Source organism: Bacillus sp. V3-13, assembly GCF_002860165.1.
Lineage (GTDB): Bacteria > Bacillota > Bacilli > Bacillales > Cytobacillaceae > Bacillus_BJ.
In genome coordinates this window covers 70,352-90,166 of the sequence record NZ_PGUZ01000029.1, presented here as the reverse complement: position 1 = coordinate 90,166, position 19,815 = coordinate 70,352, and the positions used below count along the sequence as shown (strand labels likewise).

Here is a 19,815-nt window from a genome sequence, read left to right as displayed (position 1 = left end):
TTGAAGATTTTTTCATTATGCCTGCTCTTCTCCCCGTTTTCTTGCCTCGGTCATCTGTTTCCAGACGGATCCCTTCGCCGCCTCTCCGCCTTCGATCCGGGCAATTGCCAGTTTGATCTGCATGCTCACTTCAAACTCGGGATCATCTTCAGCTGCTCTTAAAGCAGGCAGGACGCTTTCATCACCAACTTCATATAAAAACATTGCGGCACGCCAGCGGACCAGCTTGCTGCTGTCTTTCAACGCATCTGTCATTTTGCTCATCGCCTGCTCAAAGCCCAGGTCCGATAAACAGTCCCCTGCCGTGCGCCGCACTGTCACCGATTTGTCCTCCAGCGCTTTGTAGAGCAGCGGCAAAACCTGCGGATCCTCGATCATGCCAAGATAAACGACAGCAAGCCTGCGAATCGATGCCTTTTCATCATCCAGTGCTTTTTCAAGCAACGGCAAATCTGCCAGTTCAGGGTCTTCCATTTGTTCAAAAAGCTGATAACGCTTCCTCCAGTCCGGATCATTTAAACTGTCTGGAGTCAGTTTTACTTTCTTTCGCCTCTCTGCAGCTGCCTGGTTGGTTTTATCCGGATTGGCCGCTTGTTTGACCAAATCGTTCAGGCGTTCCTCCGGATAGGAAGCAATCAGTTCTTCAACAACCTCCTGTCCGACTTGCTCCATGTCTCCAAAGCGAATTCCGAAGTCATGCCATTTTCGTTCCATGACAACATTATCGGAGGGGTTCTGAACGTTTGCCAAAGCTTTTAAAAATACTTCAGGGAGGCCAAAACGCTTTTCTTCCGCTCCATCCGTTAACTTCACTTGCATCGGGATGCCTTTAAAAATTTGCACCTGCACTTTTATTTCACCATAATGCTCATTCATGACCGGATTTTTTGCACTGTCATCGCTTGATTCTTCCCCAAAGGCTTGCCTTACTTGCGGAAGGATTTGTTTCCAGTCGAACTTCGCATTTCTTTCTACAGCCAAAAAGTCGGCAACGTGATAAACACCTTTGACGCCTTCAACATTAAGGATCGATTTGATTAGATCCGGTGCGCCTTCAGCATGGTCTTTTTTATAGTTATTGCTCTGGCCCATTGGCAGCTCCCTGTCCAAAATAATCTTCATCGTATTCGGGCTTGGAGTCGGCTCTATCGCTAATATTTTCATTTTGTTTTCACCCTTTGTCTTGATTACGTTTATATCTTTAAAAATTTTAACATAATCGTTCCTGCGCATTCACCTTTCGCGCTCGAATAAACCCGGTAAATAAATCACCGGGTTTTCCTTGTCTATTCGTTCTCGACTATTTCAGAGAGGTAGCTCCAACGTTCGATTAAATATTCGAGGCGTTCATTGAGCTCCGCTTCTTCTTTCATTAATGCATGAGCTTTTTCAAAATCACTTCCAATACACGCCGTTTCTTCTGCGATTTCTTTCAGTCTTTCTTCTGCGGCTTCGATATTGCCGTCAATTTCTTCCCATTCCATTTTTTCCTTAAATGTCAGCCGCTTCTTTTTCGTTTTGTCGTTTGGATGCGTTATTTTTCCCGCAACTGCAGTTTCTTTTACAAGCGGCTTTTCTGTTTCTTTTTCTAAAAATTCGCTGTAGTTTCCATAAAAAGACGCGATTCGCCCTTCCCCTTCCAATATAAGCAGCTGCCTGGCGACCTTATCGAGAAAATAGCGGTCATGGGAAACCGTTAATACAACTCCAGGGAAATCACCAAGATAATCCTCGAGTATCGTTAATGTCTGGGTATCGAGATCATTTGTCGGCTCGTCAAGAAGCAGAACATTTGGTGCTTCCATAAGTAATTTCAACAAATAAAGGCGGCGCTTCTCACCACCGGATAGTTTTCGAATCAGAGTACCGTGCGTATTCATCGGGAAAAGGAAGCGCTCAAGCATTTGCGGTGCCGAAATCGTCTTTCCGTCGGACGTTTCGATGACCTGGGCCGTTTCCTTTAAATATTCGATCATCCGCTTGTTTTCATCCATATCCTCATTTTCCTGGGTATAATAGGCAACCTTGACTGTCTGGCCGATGTCGAGCATGCCGGAATCCAATTCGATTTTCCCGGCGAGCACGTTAAGCAGAGTCGATTTCCCTGTTCCATTTCGGCCGATGATTCCGATTCGGTCACCAGGCTTCACAAGCAAATCAAAATCGCTTAAAATGACGTGATTTCCATATGACTTTGTTGCTTCCTTCAGTTCAAAAACCTGTTTGCCAAGCCTGCTTCCGTTTAATGAAATATCGAGCTTGTCTGAAGATTGGACTGAAGATAATTGATCGTCAAGCTGCTCAAATCGCTGAATCCTTGCCTTTTGCTTCGTCGTTCTCGCCTTGGCCCCCCGTCTGATCCATTCGAGCTCGCGGCGATAAAGATTTTTTCTTTTTTCGAGTGTTGCCGCTTCATTTTCTTCCCGGACCGCTTTCGCTTCGAGGAATGCTGCATAATTGCCTTTATAGCTGAAAAGACGCCCCCGATCAAGCTCAAATATCCGGTTTGTAACCCGGTCAAGAAAATACCGGTCATGCGTGACAAGCAAAAGTGCTCCGTTATACCTTCCAAGATAGTCTTCAAGCCATTTCACTGATTGATAATCGAGATGGTTTGTCGGTTCATCGAGAATTAATAAGTCAGGTGACTGGATTAATACTTGTGCAAGTGCGACCCGTTTCTTCTGGCCACCGGAAAGCTCGCCAACTTTTTTTGTAAAATCGTCAATGCCCAGCTTGCTCAGAATCGTTTTTGCACTCGTGCTTAAATCCCAGGCATTGTGTGCATCCATTTTTTTCTGCTGCTCAAAAAGAGCCTCCTGCAAGTGCTGATCATCTGGATTTTTCGTTAAAAGGCCAAGCGTTTGTTCATATTGTCTCAGCACAGCAAAAATGGGTGCATCCCCTTCAAACACCTGATCTAACACGGACAATTCCGCCGAAAGTTCAGGATTCTGGGATAGATAGGAAATTTTATAGTCTTTTCCTTTGACAACTTCGCCTGAGTCGGGCAAATCGATTCCTGCGGCAATTTTGAGGAGGGACGATTTTCCGGTTCCATTCACTCCAATTAAACCAACGCGATCTTTTTCTGAAATAGTGAAGGACAATTCGTGAAAAAGCTGTTTTTCCCCGTAAGTTTTAGACACGTTTTCCATTGAAATCATCTTCATGCTTCACCATTCCATTCACTATGAAATTCCTGTAAAAATTGCTCCATAAACTGGTGGCGCGCTTCGGCCAGCTGTTTGGCTGCATCCGTATGAAGGAGGTCTTTTAACTTCAGCAGCTTCTCGTAAAAATGATGGATTGAAGAAGACTTGCCATTTCGATACTCTTCAACAGTCATTTTCTCTCTGGTTTCGATGCGTGGATCATAGATAGGCTGGCCTTTGCTCCCCCCATATGCAAACGTCCGGGCGATTCCAATCGCGCCAATCGCATCGAGACGGTCTGCATCCTGGACAATTTCTGCTTCAATTGACGCCAAAGCCTTGCTGTTTCCGCCTTTATATGAAATCGAAAAAATAATATCCAGAATATGCTCCTTAATAGCTATACTTAAATCAAGGGTATCCATAAAAGCAAGCAGCTTTTTCTCTCCTGCCGCGCCGGATACATTTAGCTTTTCGTCCGCTGTATCATGAAGCAGGGCAGCCATTTCGATGACAAACAGGTCACCCCGCTGCTCTTTTGAAGCTATATTTAAGGCATTTTTCCGGACCCTGTCAATATGATGCCAGTCATGCCCGGTCGCATCATCCCTTAAGCTTTCTTTCACAAATTCCTCAGATTGTCTAATGATCTTCTTCATGAAAACACCTGCTTTCTTTCCGTTTTTTATTTTAACACGAACCAGTAACATTCGAGCAATAAAACGACAGTATAGCACTTTGTACATGATCATTTGCACAAAAAAAGGCTATCCTTCGCTAAAAAGGATAGCCACCTGCCAATCTATCTATTTTAAAAACGGCTTGATTTTCGGAAAAACGTTTGCAGCAGTATCGTAAAAAACGGCTTGATGGTGCTCTTCGGGAATCAGTTCTTTTATGAACTCAACATACGGAGCCACCGGAATAAGCGGCCAGTCGGTGCCGAACAACAGCTTATCATACGAATCGGCAAATTCGAGGGCATGGCGCAGATGGTCAAGGAACCGCCCCTGCAGGCGTTTCATCAGATCCTTCTCTGTGCCGACGATCAACCCTGATAAATCCGCATATACATTCGGGTTTTTATAGATGATTTCCGCTCCTGTCAATGTCCACGGATCGCCGAAATGGGCCATCATAAAAGTAACGTCCCGATGCTTGACCGCTACTTCGTCAATCGCAAGCGGATGCGAATATTTGAGCAGCCCCCGTTCCGAATAAGTGTCCCCGGTATGAAATACGACAGGCAGACGATATTGAGCGGCGATTTTATATACCGGTTCGTATACTTCATCATAGGCATAGAAAGGATAGTACCCCAAATAAATTTTAATCCCGACAACCTCTTGTTTTTGCACCTCGGCTTCGAGCCTCTTCACCGCATCTTCCCCGCAGTCAAACGGATTAACCCCGGCGCAATAGACAATTTTTCCGGGCAGGCTGTCGCTTAAATCAAGTCCCATCGGCGTGGTGGCAGCATGGTCGGGAAACCCCATGCCGCCCGTTTCTGTCAATCCCATGCCAATCCCGAGGACGACATTCGCTTGCTCGTACTCTTTTAAAATGCCATCAAAAGAGTAATCGACAAACGAAACTTGCCCCGCTGTTTCATGAAACGAATTAATTTTCGAAAAATGCATATGTGCGTCAATGATCTTCATGTCTACTCCTTGTAATCACTGGAATCTGATTCTGTTTAGCTGACGAAGCACTGAGCCGGTCAATTGCCGTTCATCAAAAACGATAAACATTGGCGCAGTTTTTAATTCACCGAGCAGCCTTTGCTTGCTGACAACCTGTAAAACTTCTTTATTCATGTAAGCTCCAGTCTCATTGCTGCCCAAGCCGGGGACAACATATAGCTTCTCCGCTGTTCCATCCCGGGACATGAATGCGCCGCTATCCAGGTGAATCGATTGCTCTTCGATTCCGGCCTGATACTTTTTAAAGATTCCCGGTTGATTGTCATGGCAAACGATTTCGTTTAACGGACTTCCACCAAGGAAAAAATCTGTGGTCCATTCCTCTCCAATCAGGACTTTACCGCCTGCTTCCTTTACTTCAACAAATGAAGCTAACACAGGGACATCAGGAAGCATCAAATAATATTGTGTAAACACAACGCCTTTCCAAGCGCTGTGATCTTTAACGGTTGTCGTCAGCGCGATTCCACTCCATTGATTGTTGGACCGGTCATTGATTTCAACATATTCCACGGCTAAATGTTCTTTTAGCAATGAAAACGTATTTAATTGCGCAGGGACGCTTTTCATTCCGCCTCCCCATGGATTCCACCAGCCTTTTGCCTGCAATTGCGGAAATGATGTATCGAGCCATTCGTTTCCGTTTACAGAAAGAGAATAAATTCCTGGATAAAAATCGCTGGCTGCCTTGATTTCGATACATCCGTTACTGACGACGAGCGAACGAAGACGGCCCTCTTCTTCTGTGACCGTAATCCGGTCCGGGGTCCCTTTGCGGAGCAGAATCGCCTCCAACTCACTCGTTACCGCATTTCCGGTATATTTTCCTCTTACAATCGAAAGCGGACGGGCATCCAGAATCGAAATCACCTGAGAAACACTTGTCTGTTCAGCTCCGGCATCGACAGAAACAGCGGCTGCTTCCCGGTCATTAAGCTCCAGTTTTATATTCCCGTCAAGGTAATTTGCCCGATAAGACTTCAGTTCGATGTCGATTTCCGTTTCAGCACGGTCAAAAACGATATTTTCTCCAGTTAATGTGAGCGTTTGCTCCGGCAATGCTTGTTTATGTTCCCATCCATTAAAGCCCCGCGCAAATTGACGGAATTCCCACCATTCAGGAAATGCACCGAACGATAAAAACAGCGGCTTTGAGATGATTTGCTCGTGAACATCCAATGCTCCAAGCGATTGCTCGACCTGAAATTGCCAGCCTTCCGGCGAAGCTTTGTCATCCGCGCTCCAGGCAAATCCGAACGATGCCTCAGACCGATCGGAAAAGAACCAGTTTTCACTTAACAATTCACCGTTAAGATCACCAAATTCGATTTGCTTTCTTTCCGAAAAAACAACGATTTTATCGCCGAGCGGAAAATAGACCTTTTCCATCTCATGGTATACAGAGTGAAGCACAGCGACATTCTCATATCGCTGTGAGCCTTTGTTTTCAACTTCCACCCATTTTTCGAGCAAACCTTCAGCATACAGCTTCATCATTAAACTTAAGCTGATGCCTTCCATCTCTTCTGATAGCAATTGAAGCCTCATTGTGATCGATTGCTGATCATGCAACCATTCCACTTTTTCAGGCTTTTTTTTGGAAAATTCATTTGAAAAAGGCTTACCAAGCTTTGGTGCGAAAAACGCGAACGGCTGCTTGATTTTTTCCGTTTTGCCTGCTGTTACCAATAAATCACGCTTGCGGACATTCAATTGTGCTGCACCGTTGAATATATGCCAGTGTTCCTTCGATTCTCCGCCGAACTTTTCGCCAAAACCTTTGAAAGCTGCGGTGATTTTTTGGTCGAAATGGAACGTTCCGTCACCCATCACAACCTTTACAGCAAGTACCGGTTCGAAAAACCCGAACTGTAAAACGGTTAACGGCACATATATCGTTTGCCGTTCGTTCACTTGTAAATCGATCTCGAAAACATTCTGATCCAATTCTGCTAAATCATTTTCCGGAAAGCCGATGATAAATTTCGCAGCTTCTTTAAGATTGCTTTCGACCTCAAGAAGAATTTCACTTTTCTGATTTAAAAAGCTTAAATTGGCAAAGTATTTCGCCTCAAGTTTTGCAGGCTGCTTCGGCTTTACGCCGAGCCGCAGCTCACACTGCTGATCATTTACTGAAACATTTAAGCTGATATATGGATGGGTGCTCCAAACGCTTGGCTCTTCTCCAGGATGAACTGTCAGCATTTCAGTGATGACCGCTTTTTCGTCGATCAGAAGCTCAGCATCTATTGAATATTCGAGCCGCTCATTTCCAGCTCCGCTTACTTTCAATGTGATGGCTTCGGCTGATTTATTTGTAAAATGAACCTCATATTGATACGGTTGCTGCTCGATCGTTTCGTGTTCCGCCAGCTTTAACTCAAGCAGAAAATCATTTGTCTCTATTAAGCACATGCCACGGCCCGTCTTTTCAAATTGAACGCGTACCGCCGTGTCTTCATTTTTCCACGAATACTCATAAAATGTAAAACCGGCCTTCTTCAGACCATCAGGCTTAACCTCTATAAGACGGTCGCTCGATTCATACCAGTCCAGATCATTAAAGTACGGCGAAAGTAGCGGTGTCGATAAAACGCTCGGAATAAAATTCATTAAGTGGGTCACATCATCACGGTCTTCCCAGAAAAAGCCGCATTTCTTATACAACGGGACTGCCTTTGTATTTCCCGGCCATGTATAAAGGTCAAGCCGCGGCCAGCCTAATTCAATTGTTTTTTCAAGCGCACGCAAAACAAGCATTTTGCCAATTTTTTTGCCATGATAATCCGGGCGTACGTTCAACAGCGGAATATACAGGGAACCGACATCTTCCTTATACTCGGACAAGCTGCAGTAACCAATGACTTCCTCACCTTCAACAGCGAGATATAGAGCGATATTTCCGGAGTTTGCTTCCTTCTGGATCACTTGTGTCGCTGTTGTTACACGAGTATCCCCACCCCAGCTGTCGCGGCTCATATTCCACATTTTTGCAATTTTGCCTGCAAGTTCTTTATGATACTCGACAATCTGGATCGTTTTCGTCAAATAGTTCATTTTAAATCCTCCTTGCACTATGTGCCTTCGTCTCTTTCTGTCTTGTAAATTTTTAAGTTAGCTTTAAGTTGCATCGCAATCTCCTCCTTTTTAGAATTAGCGGGAATGTTTTCCACACCTTCTTTAATCCTATTGCTTGCCCGGCGAGTTGTAAAGAGTATTTAGAATTTTTAGGAAAACAAAAAAACAGCTTCATCCATAATGGAGAAGCTTTAGAATTATTCTTATAGCAACTGTTCGATATCACCCGAGATTTCCCGGGGATTGGTGCTCGGGGCGTAGCGGTTGACCGGATTGCCCGAGCGGCCAACAAGGAATTTCGTGAAGTTCCATTTTACTCCTTTCGTTCCCAATGCCCCGGGCGCTTTTTCTGTTAAGTATTGAAAGAGTGGATGAGCATTCGGACCATTGACGTCGATTTTCGCAAACATCGGAAAATTGACGCCGTAATTTAACTCGCAAAACGATTGAATATCCTCTTCGCTGCCAGGCTCCTGGCCCATAAATTGATTGCAGGGAAAACCGAGTATCACCAAACCCCTATCTTTGTACTTGTCATACAGCTCCTGCAAATCCTTATATTGGGGTGTGAAACCGCATTTGCTCGCTGTATTGACGATCAGGAGCACCTTCCCTGCAAAACGGTCCAGAGAAACTTCTTCCCCGGTAATGGTTTTCGCGCTAAATTGGTAAACTGACATATTAGCCACCTCCTGCCTTTATCTTACTGTTACCTGCTGATAAAGGCGAGCGGGAAGCTTGTAATCACTGCACACTCGTTTTCAGGCTTTTGATGGTTTTTTCCATATAATCAATCATCGCGACTAAATCATCGATCTGCTCTTCAAATACAGGACGATTGAAGCTGACAATCGTCTCATTCTCAACCGTATCATCCGATTCATCATCAAACGTCCACCGTTGAGTAATGCCCCGGTCCATACCCCAAATTTCTCTAATCTTTTCCTCGATGATGCCGGAGATTGCCAAATCCTTTTTATGGGTCGTATTAAAAACAACCAGGACAGTACAGCCGGCTGCTTGTCCGCTCCCGCTTTCCGGCAGCAGCTCGGCAGCAAGGTTTTTCAGGCTCGCCTGTAAAATTAACGTGCAGGAAGGATCGTCAGGCATTGACCCGCGCTCCGTGAAAGAAATCGAGTATTCCCGCGACAATTTTGCCGTATTGATCAGATCATTGCGGTCAACCACCTGTAATTCCCCTGATAAATCCTTGTCATAAACGGCACCTTCAATCACTACCTTCATATTTTCAAAAGCAGTCGGATCAAACAAGGCTTGCATACCCCATTTCTTTAGAACAAACCAACTGCCTGGCCGTTTTCATCGACATCCATGTTTAAAGCTGCCGGTTGTTTTGGCAAGCCCGGCATTGTCATGACGTCGCCGGTGAGGGCGACGATAAATCCTGCGCCGACTGACGGCTTCAGCTCTCGGACCAGAACAGTAAAATCGCTTGGTCTCCCAAGCTTTGCGGGATCATCTGATAATGAATATTGGGTTTTCGCCATACAGATCGGGAAATGACCCCAGCCAAAATAGTCGAACTCGTCTAACTGTTTTTTTGCTTTTGGCGAAAATTCAACATCACTCGCACCATAAACCTTTTGAACGATTGTCCTTATTTTCACATCGAGCGGGTCAGAGAGATCGTACAATGGCTGGTATTCGGCCTCGTTCGTTTCAATCGCGTTTAAAACTTTCTCAGCAAGATCCACGCCACCTGCTCCGCCTTTTTCCCAAACCTCCGTCAAAGCGACAGGAATGTTTTCCTTCCGGCAAAGCTCAAGAAGTGTTGAAACTTCGGCTTCTGTATCGGTGACAAACCGGTTAATCGCGACTACAAAAGGGAGACCAAAGCTCCCGATCGTTTCAATATGCTTTTTAAGATTCGCGAACCCGGCTGTTAGTGCGGCAACATTTTCGTTTTTTAATTCAGATTTAAGCATGCCTCCATGCATCTTCAAGGCGCGGACAGTCGCGACGATGACAACCGCCTCCGGTTTGATGCCGGCACTTCGGCCTTTAATATGCAAGAATTTTTCCGCACCCAGGTCCGCACCAAACCCTGCTTCAGTGATCACAAAATCGGCAAGCTTTGCGGCCGCCGTTGTCGCGATAACACTGTTGCAGCCATGTGCGATATTGGCGAATGGCCCGCCATGAACGAGCGCCGGAGTATGTTCGATTGTTTGCACGAGATTTGGTTTTACGGCATCTTTTAACAGCAGTGTTAAAGCACCTTCAACGCCTAAATCGGCTACTGTTACCGGCTGCTTGTTCACGTTATAGGCGATCACCATCCGGCCAAGCCGTGCTTTTAAGTCGTTAAGGTCAGCGGCGAGGCATAAGACAGCCATGATTTCCGAAGCAACCGTGATGTCAAAACCGTCCTCGCGCGGAACTCCCTGTACCGGCCCGCCAAGGCCGATGACAATTTTCCTCAGCGCCCGGTCATTCAGGTCGAGCGCCCGCTTCCAGACAATCCTTCTTTGATCGATTTGCAGCTCATTGCCTTGCTGGAGGTGATTGTCAATCAGTGCAGCAAGCGCGTTATTCGCTGTTGTGATCGCATGCAGATCACCGGTAAAATGAAGGTTGATGTCTTCCATCGGCAAAACTTGCGAATATCCTCCTCCTGTTGCCCCGCCCTTTATTCCCATCGTCGGGCCAAGTGAAGGCTCGCGCATCGCGATCATCGTTTTTTTCCCCAACCGTGTAAACGCATCGGCCAGCCCTACTGTAACGGTCGATTTTCCTTCTCCGGCAGGCGTCGGGTTGATGGACGTAACGAGAATGATTTTCCCGCTCTCTTTTGTTTGCAATTTTTTCAATGTATCAGCTGAAAGCTTGGCTTTATATTTTCCGAAAAGTTCGATATCATCTTCCGAGAGCCCAACTTTTGCTGCTATTTCAATTATCGGCTTCATTTGTGACTCTCTGGCAATTTCAATATCGGACTTTATTTCTGTTTTTAACTTCATGAAGAACCCCCTGATCGTTTGAAATAATATGAAAACTCACTTCTATATTTTAACACTCGGAGAAATATTCTAAAGATCAATATTTAAAATTTTTTAGCTTTTTCATCAACAATCATTGTCGGGGATTGATCAGCTATTTATAATGTAGTTAATTGAAAATTCAAAAGGTAATAAACAATTTTTGCTTGCAGGTCAAGTTATTTTTTGCCAGGAGGTGCTGTTTTTGCCGATTAAAATACCGAAGCTACTGCCCGCCCGTGAAATACTTGAGTCAGAAAAAATATTTATTATGGACGAGGACCGGGCCAACCAACAGGATATTCGCCCGCTAAATATTCTGATCCTAAACCTGATGCCCGAAAAAGAGAAAACAGAAACACAGCTGCTGAGACTGCTCGGGAACAGCCCGCTGCAGGTTAATATCACTTTTCTAAAAACAGCTACGCACGAATCAAAAACAACGAGCCCGTTGCATTTAGAGCAATTTTACACAACGTTTGCAGAGATTAAAGAGCGAAAGTTTGATGGAATGATTATTACCGGAGCGCCGATTGAATTGCTGCCGTTCGAGGAAGTTTCATATTGGAATGAAATAACCGAGATCATGGAATGGACAACAGATCATGTCACTTCATGCCTGCATATATGCTGGGGAGCGCAGGCTGCTTTATACTACCATTACGGGATCGGCAAACATGCCCTTCCGGAAAAGTGTTCCGGAGTGTATCTTCATCAAATCTGTGAAAAGAGTGAAAAGTTGCTGCAAGGCTTTGATGATATTTTTGCCGCTCCCCACTCCCGGAATACCGGGATTGATCTAAACGAGATCGTGAACAACAAAGACTTAAAGCTTCTGTCTCTTTCGGAGGAAGCCGGACCGTTGATTATCAGTTCACGGGACGGCAAACGCATCATGATCACCGGCCATTTAGAGTATGATGCATACACACTCGCGGAGGAATATAAGCGGGACAGGAAAAAGGGGCTCGACATTCACATGCCGGAAAACTATTTTCCTAACGATAATCCGCAAATGCTGCCGGTTAACCGCTGGCGTTCCCATGCCCATTTGTTGTTTTCGAACTGGTTGAACTATTATGTATATCAAGAAACGCCGTATGAGTGGAAGTGATTTTATAATCGAAAGAGGCATCCTTGGAGGACGCCTCTTTTTTTTGTTAGGACTGCTGTGAATAATACACTTCTTCATACGGCTGGACGACGACAAATCCGTTTCCGGAAAACTTCATTTGAATCGATTCACCGCTCCCCCTGCCTAAAAAGGTCTTCAAGGAAATGTCGGTTACAAATTCTGGTTCAAGCGTACCGGCCCATGCAACAGTAGCGTTCGGATCTGTAAAGACAGGATTATCGGGAGTGACCAGCAATGTCACCGGTTCATAATGGGAGGTGATCGCGACCATTCCCGATCCTTCAAGCCTGACGTTGAACAATCCGCCGGCCATCATTCCGGCAACCCTCCGCATCAGCTTGATATCCCAATCGATTGAAGGTTCGAAAGCAAGCAGGTCATTTCCGTTTACAAAAATGGATTCCCCTTGCAAATTCAGGATCGAAACTTTTTTGCCCTGATCTGCAACGTAAAGCTTGCCATTTCCTGTAGCCTTCATTAAGGATGCCCCTTCACCTGAAAGAGCTTTTTTAAACATTTTACCGATTCCGTGTTCAAAAATTCCTTCCCGCTCATATTTGATATTGCCGCGGTAGGAAACCATCGCACCTGCTTTTGCCCAAACCTGGCCATCCAGGTTTATTTCGAGGAGCCTTGGTGTTTCCAATTCAAAAAGTCCTTCGCCTTTATCCTGCTGCTTTGTTGAATTGACAAATTCATTTACCGAATATCTGCTCATCATAAACTCCCTTTCTACTTCATATTTTCCAGCATAAATACCCACATAAACGCAAGCGACTGTTTTAATTCAAGCGGTAATGATTTGATTTGCAAAGCTTCTGTCCCTCTTTTGTATACCCCAAATTCATCAATTTTCCTCCAGCCGTTTTCTAAAGCAAGCTTTTCGAATTCCCATGGCATCATCGTATTGCAGATCACTTTTTCGCCATAAAGGCGGCGGTAGCTGTGTTCCCGCGGCATTGCTGTTGGCCCGAGGATGGCAATGACCGCTAAACCATTGCTTTTAACAATCCGTTTTGCTTCGTTAAGCACAGCTAACGGTTTTTCCGTCCACTCCAATGAATTAATCGCAACAGCAGCGCAAAAAGAGCTATCAGAAAAAGGCAGGCGTGAAATGTCGGCTTTCAAAAATTCCGCTGATGTTCCCTTCGCGTTTGTTTCCGCAGTTTCTACCATTTCCGCGGACATGTCTACTCCGGTTACTGTAAATCCAGCTTTTGCAAGCTTGATTGCACCATAACCGTCACCGCACCCGAGATCACAAACGGTGCTGCCCGCTTCAAGATGCTTTTCAATAAATGGGACGATATCTTTTCGACTGCCGTCATCCCACATCTCCCTGCTGCGCGAATTCCAAAAGCCGGCTCTTTTGTCCCATTGTTTTTCCGCTTCACTTGTCCAATCAAATGAATCCAAATGATCACCTGCTTTTTATTTTTTATGTACGGTTGTGTTCCACAAAAAGTTTCTTCTCTTGTCGAATGTGTCACAAACCTTTTTCGTTATTCGAGCCGTTAAATCCTTTAATTGGTTTATTTTTTTATAAAAATGACAGACTGATGAGGAGAAAGGAGCGAGAAGATGCCTGAAGAAAAACTTGTCGGTGTCCAAAAAAACCGCAATGGTGAAATCATAAACTTCCAAACTTCGGCCGGGAGGATCATCTCTTACCGCAAGGCTATGCTGGAAATCGAAGCAGGTATTTTGTCCGGAGCTGAGGATATTGATGATAGTATTGCAGAAGGAGAATCAGCTTTTGCTGAATTGCCGGAACTATTTTGATTAGGAAAAAACGACCAAAGTAAAACAGCCTTGCCGGAATTTCCGGCAAGGCTGCTGCTTTTTTTGTTTCTATTCGTCTTCGTTGCGTTTCTGGATTTCCTTGAGTGCGTTTAAGCGGCTTTCATCCTCTTCAAAAAACTGGACAAGGTCGCCGATCCGGTCAATCGCATCCCAGCTGAGGTGATGTTCGATGCCCTCAACATCGGCATATATATTTTCGTCTTTTACCCCGATCATTTTCAAGAGCTGCTCGAGCAGATCATGGCGATAGACAAGCCGTTTGCCAATTTTCTTGCCTTTCGGGGTTAAAATGAGGCCACGGTATTTTTCATAAACAAGATACTCATCTTTATCAAGCTTTTGAACCATTTTTGTAACTGAGGAGGGATGGACAGACAACGCTTCAGCTATATCGGAAACGCGAGCATATCCTTTATCTTCAATCAATATAAAAATTTGTTCAATGTAATCTTCCATACTAGGTGTTGGCATCCCTTACCCTCCCAAAAATCATTAACATTAAAAGTTTACTATACATGGAAGGCAGTGACAAGATAGCACCTGCCATTGATTGCTTCCTACATACCTGAATGGCTTTTTTCAAACAGGAAAATGATCTTGTCACCATTTGCATCCCAAGTCAACTTTGCATTAAAAAGCTTGTCTTTCCCTTTAAACCCTTCTATCGTGTCGGTTGTGCCTTGTTCAAGAAGGGTTTTTGCGATCTTCTGGGTGATCGTTTTTCCGGCAATTTTTTTGGACAGTGTGAAATTGCAGCCTGTATTATTGTAGTTTGTGCAGCCAAAAAAGCTGCCCTTATCGATCACTTGCCCATCGCATTTTCGGCATTTCCCAAGCTTTGTTACGCGCTTCTGCTTTTGCTTGCGCGGAATAAAACCTTCCGTTTCTTCACTCTTGAAAGACCAGTCTGCCGCCTCCTCTACCGCAGCAGAAATAAGATGGGCCACCATTTTTCCGGTCTGGTCCATAAACTGCTTTGGTGAGGCCTTGCCTTCTGAAATCTCCTTCAGCCTCTGCTCCCACCTCGCAGTCATTTCAGGTGAAGCAAGCACTTGCGCTCCGATTGCCCCGATCAAAATTTTTGCTTTCGCCGTTGCATAAACAAGGTTCTTCTTGATTTCGATATAATTCCTGTCCTTTAACATCGTAATGATTCCGGCACGGGTTGCCTCTGTTCCAAGGCCTTCCGTTTTCATGAGCACTTTCTCGAGCTCTTTGTCCTCAATATGCTTGCCGGCGGTTTTCATCAAAGTGATCAGTTGCCCTTCTGTATACCTTTTTGGCGGTTGTGTCCTGCTTTCTTTTACTTCCGCCTTGATGACTGCTCCCTTTTCCCCGGCCTGCAAGGACGGGAGCAGGGGCTCTTCTTCTTTTTCCTTTTGCGGCAATACTTTTCGCCAGCCTTCTTCAAGCTGGACCTTTCCCTTTGAAACAAACTCAGCGCGCCCATCGACAACCGTTTTAACGGTTGTATATTCTGTCACAGCCTTCGGATAATGCGCGGCAACCAGGCTTCTCGCCACCAAGTCGTATAGTTTCTGCTCATCGCCGCTCAGCCTATCGGTGTTTGGAACCTGGTCCGTTGGAATGATCGCATAGTGGTCCGTCACTTTTTTATCATTCACATAGCGCTTGTCTGTTGCGATTGACGAATGGGGCAGCGGAAATAAGCCTTCATATCCCGGCAGTTTCGCAAGCTTGCTCAGGATGCCAGGAAACGCCTCTGCTTCACCTTTTGTAACATGGCGCGAATCGGAACGGGGATAGGAAACGATTCCTCTTTGATATAGCTTTTGCAGAACATCCAACGTTTTCTTCGGAGAAAACTTAAACCTTCTGTTGGCATCGGCCTGGAGAGCAGAAAGATTGTATAAGAGCGGCGGTAAAAATTCTTTCTTTTCCGAATGTACATCGGCAACTTCGGCAGGCTTTTCCTGGCAGAATGCGGCTATTTTTTCGGCAAGCTCCTTCGTTTTAATTCTTGTCTCGCCATCCTTTCCCCATTTTCCTTCATACTTCTTACCGTCTATATCAAATTTTGCCTGAACCTCCCAAAATGGTTCGGAAACAAAGGAGTCAATTTCGTGCTCTCTTTGCACGATCAAAGCAAGTGTCGGCGTTTGCACGCGGCCAACTGAAAAAACATCGGAAAAGCCATTTTTCTGGAGCAGCAAGCTGTACAGCCTCGAAGCGTTCATTCCGACCACCCAGTCCGCACAAGCGCGGGTATATGCCTCATAATAGAGATTTCTTGTCTCCTCTTCACCGAGCAGCGATTGAAATCCTTGTTTAATCGAATTTGGCGTCAGCGAGGAAATCCACAGTCTCTTCATCGGCTTTTTACACTTGGTGAGCCGTAATATATTGCGGATAATCAACTCACCTTCCCGGCCGGCATCGCCCGCATGAATAATTTCGGAAACTTCCGGTTTGGAGATCAGTTTTTTGATGACGGCGAATTGCTTTCCTTTGTCTTTCGTTACTTCATAAGTAAATTGATCAGGAACGATCGGCAATGTTTGTAAACTCCACTTTTTCCACTCCGGCTTATATTTTTCAGGAGCGGAAAGCTGGCAGAGGTGGCCGATTGCCCATGTCACGAAGGCACCTTCGGGGAATATTTGATTGGGGTATATTTCTATATAACCTTGCTGCTTTTTGTTTTTAAACACGGACGCCAGCGTTGCCCCCTGATCGGGCTTTTCGGCAATGATCAGTTTCATTTTGATTCTCCTCATATCATTCCTCTATTAAAATATTAACATTACCTGCGTAGTTCAGGAAATTATTTTCCCAATGAACTACTATATCACTAAGTTTATCGGCTTTATATAAAAAACCGGCTAAACAGCCGGCCGGTTTTCTAATTCATATATTTTTTTAAAGTGCGGCTTTTAATTTCAAACCATTTCTCTCTCGGGACGACGCTGGAAATAGTTAAAATGAAGGATGGGATTTTCTCAACGTTAAAGACAATCAGGCCTATCTTCTCATTGAAGATCACAAATGCATCACCATGCGGAAAAGCAGGAAGCTTACTCCCGAGAAGAGCGAGGGATCTGACTATCAGATCCTTTATCTCCCGTTCGATGGCAACCGCCGGAGCAAACCTTAAAATCCACTCTTCATTATCAATGGTAAACCGGTACACGCTCTCACCCTCTATAAGCCGCATTTACTTACAGGATATGAGGAAAATGAGCATTTATGATTTAGTGAAGCATCAATCTTTGAGAACTTTAGTGATTTTGATTTCCCGGTGTTGTCTAAAATCTAGTAACTTATTTGCGGTTTCGGAACCATCAGTCGTTTGGTGAGGCATGTCCTGTTCCGAAATAGTGCTGATATGCTTATCCATTTTTCCGCCTCCCACTGTATATTTCAGGTAAATAATAACAAAAGAATTGAAAATAGAAAGAGAAAGTAAGTATAAGTGCTAAAATTGTTAAAATTTTAGAAAAAATCTTATTTTTTTCTGCAAAATAATTTGCACACTGGTTGACTAACATAGGTGATTCGTGTATGATAAAAGCATCATCAAGTTGGATTGTTTACCGTTTATGGTATTGATTCGCTTCATGGTTAATATTTAACTTTGACACTATAACTGGTGTCGTGGATGGCTTAGGAGGAAATTATTCATGCAAAATGGTAAAGTAAAATGGTTTAACAATGAAAAAGGCTTTGGATTTATCGAAGTTGAAGGCGGGGAAGATGTATTTGTACATTTCAGCGCGATCCAAGGTGACGGATTCAAGAGTTTAGAGGAAGGCCAGGAAGTTTCTTTTGAAATCGTTGAAGGAAACCGTGGACCTCAAGCTGCTAACGTAGTAAAGCTTTAATCCTTTCCATATAAAAGCTTAGGCCGGCGAATATCGCCGGCCTTTTTATTTTCTGCTTATGACAGCTTATTCCCATAAGCTTTTATTTTCTCTCCAACTGTACATTGGGTAATGCAGAATCGGTGGGCGTATTTCTTTCCTTTTTCTTTTCTGTGGTGTTTATGGAGAAAGCAGCCTTCACAATAATGGCTCATCAACTCTCCCATTTCATGGAGCAACTCTTTTCGTTTCATTGGTTCACTTCCTTATTCAGCGTGCACTATAATACCTGCATTTTACTGTTTATCACTTTTCCTTCAAGAGCCTGGCTGGCGAGCTTATCAGCTTCTGCATTATCCTTTCGTGATATCGGTGTATATTTCGCAGTAATGGCAAGCTCCTCCAGTTTGTTTTCAATTCGATCAAGCCATTTACTCAATACTTCTTCATAGCAGGGCCATTCCCCTTCCAGCTGCTTTAAAACCACCTGGGAATCGCCTTTAAATTCACAGGAAACATGATGGACACCAAGCTCCTCAAGTATATTTAAAGTGTAAAATAACGCAACATATTCCGCTTCGTTATTTGTCTCTATTTCATCTACGAGCTCGTTGGCCCGGATCCGGTACTTCTTTTTTCCTTGCTTATAATAAATTACGGCACCCAGTCCCGCCTCGAAAGTTTCTTTTTGAAATCCTCCATCAAAATAAACAATCACATCATGGGGTTCCGTTTCGACTTCTGCGAGCAGCTTTTTAAGCTCTTTTAATGTCCACGATACATCGGCTTCATCGTAAAAGGCAAGCCCGGCGGCTTTTCCCGAGCTTTCGATTTCTTCCCCGGCCTGCAATGCCTGCTCCCCGCTCAGCCAATCTGAAATGAATAACACCGTTTCTTTTCCCTTTAATTTATATTTCCACTCAATTTTATAGTTCATGTTTTTCAGCCCTTTTTTATGCTTTTGCACTATTTTTAATTTTAACATTTTCTTTAGATGGTACACGAAAATAAGATTTCAGGCTACAATGGTTTTTTACAATTTTTTTAATGGGCAGCTTATTGTTTTGATAAGACGGCCGCACTTTGTATATTCTTTGGCAGCCCCGCTAATTGTGATAAACTTAAGATTAGCGGTTTTTAAAAACCTTTTTTAAATATAGGGAACAGTCATTATTTTAAAATTGTTTGGAGGATCTAACTTTGCTTGAAATATATATTGACGGGGCAAGCGCCGGAAATCCCGGACCAAGCGGCGCAGGCGTCTTTATTAAAGGCAATGGCATTGTTGAAAGATATTCAATTCCCCTCGGTATTATGACCAATCACGAAGCAGAGTATCACGCCCTTATAAAAGGACTGGAAATCTGCATTGAAAAAGGGTACAAGACGGTTTCTTTCCGCACAGATTCCGGGCTTGTCAACAGGGCGGTCGAAAAGGAATTTGTGAAAAATAAAGACTATGCACCGCTTCTCGAAAAAGCGCTTGCTTTGGCCGATGAATTGGAGTTGTTTTTTATGAAATGGATACCGTCAAGCGAGAACAAAACGGCTGACGAACTTGCCCGAAATGCAATAAGAAAAAACAGCGGGGCTAAATCATGATGAAGAAACAGCTTTTTTCCGATTATTTTTGGGCAGGTGAACGATTAAGTTTCAGTACAGTGCCCGGCTGTATGTTAATATTTGCCGGAATGGTTTTTGCCGAGCTTCCGCGCAAGCCAGCTGCTGCTCTCTTAAAAAAGAGACACAAATTGACTCATGAAGCGATTTCCAATCACATACAAGAAAAATGAAAGACAAGAAGGGCAGCTTCTTGTCTTTCGTTTATTAGAGCTTATATGGCAAGAAGCTGTTTTTCCTTGATAAACCGGATCGCTTCCTGCCTTGTTTCAATTTTGTTTTGCGATAGAGTTTCAAGCAATGAAATGAAAAAGCTTCCATCAAACTTCTTTTGCACTTTAAGCGTTAGTTCGATTGCCGTGTTTGTCAGTTCATCATTGGCGTTTGTATAGTTTTTCCCAAAATAGATGAACCCTACAGCGTCTTCCCGAAAATGAAAGCCCTTGCTCTGCAGCTCGTGCAAATACTCTTCCACTGTTCGCACTGACACAACCATTCCTC

Annotated in this window: 22 protein-coding genes; 5 read left to right on the top strand and 17 right to left on the bottom strand. The window is 44.3% G+C overall.

What is annotated here, in order from left to right; translation table 11 throughout:
- Positions 1-15 precede the first annotated feature (15 nt).
- The 8 genes from CU633_RS11825 to CU633_RS11790 all read right to left on the bottom strand — a co-directional run bounded on the left by CU633_RS11825 (position 16) and on the right by CU633_RS11790 (position 10,917).
- Complete coding sequence (locus CU633_RS11825; protein ID WP_101660827.1) at positions 16-1,164, bottom strand: conserved virulence factor C family protein; 1,149 nt, start codon at positions 1,162-1,164, stop codon at positions 16-18.
- A gap of 122 nt (positions 1,165-1,286) precedes the next feature.
- Positions 1,287-3,173, bottom strand: a complete 1,887-nt coding sequence (locus tag CU633_RS11820; RefSeq protein ID WP_101660714.1) for an ABC-F family ATP-binding cassette domain-containing protein — start codon at positions 3,171-3,173, stop codon at positions 1,287-1,289.
- Positions 3,170-3,814 (bottom strand): HD domain-containing protein, encoded by a 645-nt coding sequence (locus tag CU633_RS11815; protein WP_101660712.1) that lies wholly within the window; start codon positions 3,812-3,814, stop codon positions 3,170-3,172. The genes CU633_RS11820 and CU633_RS11815 overlap by 4 nt, the downstream gene beginning before the upstream one ends.
- A gap of 147 nt (positions 3,815-3,961) precedes the next feature.
- Entirely contained in the window at positions 3,962-4,816 is an 855-nt protein-coding gene (locus tag CU633_RS11810; protein WP_101660710.1) for an amidohydrolase family protein, read from the bottom strand.
- Between the two features lie 15 nt (positions 4,817-4,831).
- The gene (locus CU633_RS11805; RefSeq protein ID WP_101660709.1) at positions 4,832-7,915 is read right to left on the bottom strand and encodes a GNAT family N-acetyltransferase; all 3,084 of its coding nucleotides are present in this window, start codon (positions 7,913-7,915) and stop codon (positions 4,832-4,834) included.
- A 224-nt stretch (positions 7,916-8,139) separates the two neighbouring features.
- Complete coding sequence (locus CU633_RS11800; RefSeq protein ID WP_101660707.1) at positions 8,140-8,616, bottom strand: glutathione peroxidase; 477 nt, start codon at positions 8,614-8,616, stop codon at positions 8,140-8,142.
- A gap of 64 nt (positions 8,617-8,680) precedes the next feature.
- On the bottom strand, positions 8,681-9,208 hold the full coding sequence (locus CU633_RS11795; RefSeq protein WP_101660705.1) for a hypothetical protein: 528 nt from the start codon (positions 9,206-9,208) through the stop codon (positions 8,681-8,683).
- Between the two features lie 20 nt (positions 9,209-9,228).
- Entirely contained in the window at positions 9,229-10,917 is a 1,689-nt protein-coding gene (locus tag CU633_RS11790) for a formate--tetrahydrofolate ligase (protein ID WP_101660703.1), read from the bottom strand.
- Between the two features lie 223 nt (positions 10,918-11,140).
- Between CU633_RS11790 and metA the strand changes: the two genes are divergently transcribed.
- Positions 11,141-12,049: a homoserine O-acetyltransferase MetA gene (gene metA, locus CU633_RS11785; RefSeq protein WP_101660701.1), complete on the top strand. Its 909-nt coding sequence runs from the start codon at positions 11,141-11,143 to the stop codon at positions 12,047-12,049.
- Positions 12,050-12,095: 46 nt separating this feature from the next.
- On the opposite strand, the gene CU633_RS11780 is transcribed toward metA, so the two are convergent.
- A complete protein-coding gene (locus tag CU633_RS11780) occupies positions 12,096-12,788 on the bottom strand; it encodes an AIM24 family protein (protein WP_101660700.1) in 693 nt (230 codons plus the stop codon).
- A 14-nt stretch (positions 12,789-12,802) separates the two neighbouring features.
- Complete coding sequence (locus CU633_RS11775; protein ID WP_101660699.1) at positions 12,803-13,486, bottom strand: class I SAM-dependent methyltransferase; 684 nt, start codon at positions 13,484-13,486, stop codon at positions 12,803-12,805.
- A gap of 165 nt (positions 13,487-13,651) precedes the next feature.
- Here CU633_RS11775 and CU633_RS11770 point away from each other — a divergent pair, with 165 nt between their 5' ends.
- Complete coding sequence (locus CU633_RS11770; protein ID WP_101660697.1) at positions 13,652-13,852, top strand: hypothetical protein; 201 nt, start codon at positions 13,652-13,654, stop codon at positions 13,850-13,852.
- A 69-nt stretch (positions 13,853-13,921) separates the two neighbouring features.
- Here CU633_RS11770 and mntR read toward each other — a convergent pair whose 3' ends face one another.
- From mntR to CU633_RS23335, 4 genes are all read right to left on the bottom strand, one after another.
- Complete coding sequence (gene mntR, locus CU633_RS11765) at positions 13,922-14,344, bottom strand: transcriptional regulator MntR (protein WP_101660695.1); 423 nt, start codon at positions 14,342-14,344, stop codon at positions 13,922-13,924.
- A gap of 86 nt (positions 14,345-14,430) precedes the next feature.
- On the bottom strand, positions 14,431-16,596 hold the full coding sequence (locus CU633_RS11760; protein WP_101660693.1) for a DNA topoisomerase III: 2,166 nt from the start codon (positions 16,594-16,596) through the stop codon (positions 14,431-14,433).
- A 140-nt stretch (positions 16,597-16,736) separates the two neighbouring features.
- Entirely contained in the window at positions 16,737-17,024 is a 288-nt protein-coding gene (locus CU633_RS11755) for a hypothetical protein (protein ID WP_101660690.1), read from the bottom strand.
- 72 nt (positions 17,025-17,096) lie between these two features.
- Positions 17,097-17,231 carry a hypothetical protein gene (locus tag CU633_RS23335; protein WP_257958674.1) on the bottom strand — a complete coding sequence of 45 codons (135 nt, stop codon included), beginning with the start codon at positions 17,229-17,231 and terminating at the stop codon, positions 17,097-17,099.
- A gap of 283 nt (positions 17,232-17,514) precedes the next feature.
- Between CU633_RS23335 and cspD the strand changes: the two genes are divergently transcribed.
- Positions 17,515-17,715, top strand: a complete 201-nt coding sequence (cspD, locus tag CU633_RS11750) for a cold-shock protein CspD (protein WP_101578455.1) — start codon at positions 17,515-17,517, stop codon at positions 17,713-17,715.
- 56 nt (positions 17,716-17,771) lie between these two features.
- On the opposite strand, the gene CU633_RS11745 is transcribed toward cspD, so the two are convergent.
- Together CU633_RS11745 and CU633_RS11740 are read right to left on the bottom strand one after the other, a co-directional pair.
- A complete protein-coding gene (locus CU633_RS11745) occupies positions 17,772-17,948 on the bottom strand; it encodes a zinc-finger domain-containing protein (protein ID WP_101660688.1) in 177 nt (58 codons plus the stop codon).
- Positions 17,949-17,974: 26 nt separating this feature from the next.
- Positions 17,975-18,631 (bottom strand): ribonuclease H family protein, encoded by a 657-nt coding sequence (locus CU633_RS11740; protein WP_101660825.1) that lies wholly within the window; start codon positions 18,629-18,631, stop codon positions 17,975-17,977.
- Positions 18,632-18,894: 263 nt separating this feature from the next.
- On the opposite strand from CU633_RS11740, the gene CU633_RS11735 reads away from it, so the two are divergent.
- Both CU633_RS11735 and CU633_RS11730 read left to right on the top strand, forming a co-directional pair.
- Positions 18,895-19,296 carry a reverse transcriptase-like protein gene (locus CU633_RS11735; protein ID WP_101660686.1) on the top strand — a complete coding sequence of 134 codons (402 nt, stop codon included), beginning with the start codon at positions 18,895-18,897 and terminating at the stop codon, positions 19,294-19,296.
- Positions 19,293-19,487, top strand: a complete 195-nt coding sequence (locus CU633_RS11730; protein WP_101660684.1) for a hypothetical protein — start codon at positions 19,293-19,295, stop codon at positions 19,485-19,487. The genes CU633_RS11735 and CU633_RS11730 overlap by 4 nt, the downstream gene beginning before the upstream one ends.
- Positions 19,488-19,528: 41 nt before the next feature.
- On the opposite strand, the gene CU633_RS11725 is transcribed toward CU633_RS11730, so the two are convergent.
- Positions 19,529-19,810 carry a DUF6123 family protein gene (locus CU633_RS11725; RefSeq protein WP_180954942.1) on the bottom strand — a complete coding sequence of 94 codons (282 nt, stop codon included), beginning with the start codon at positions 19,808-19,810 and terminating at the stop codon, positions 19,529-19,531.
- Between the last annotated feature and the right edge of the window lie 5 nt (positions 19,811-19,815).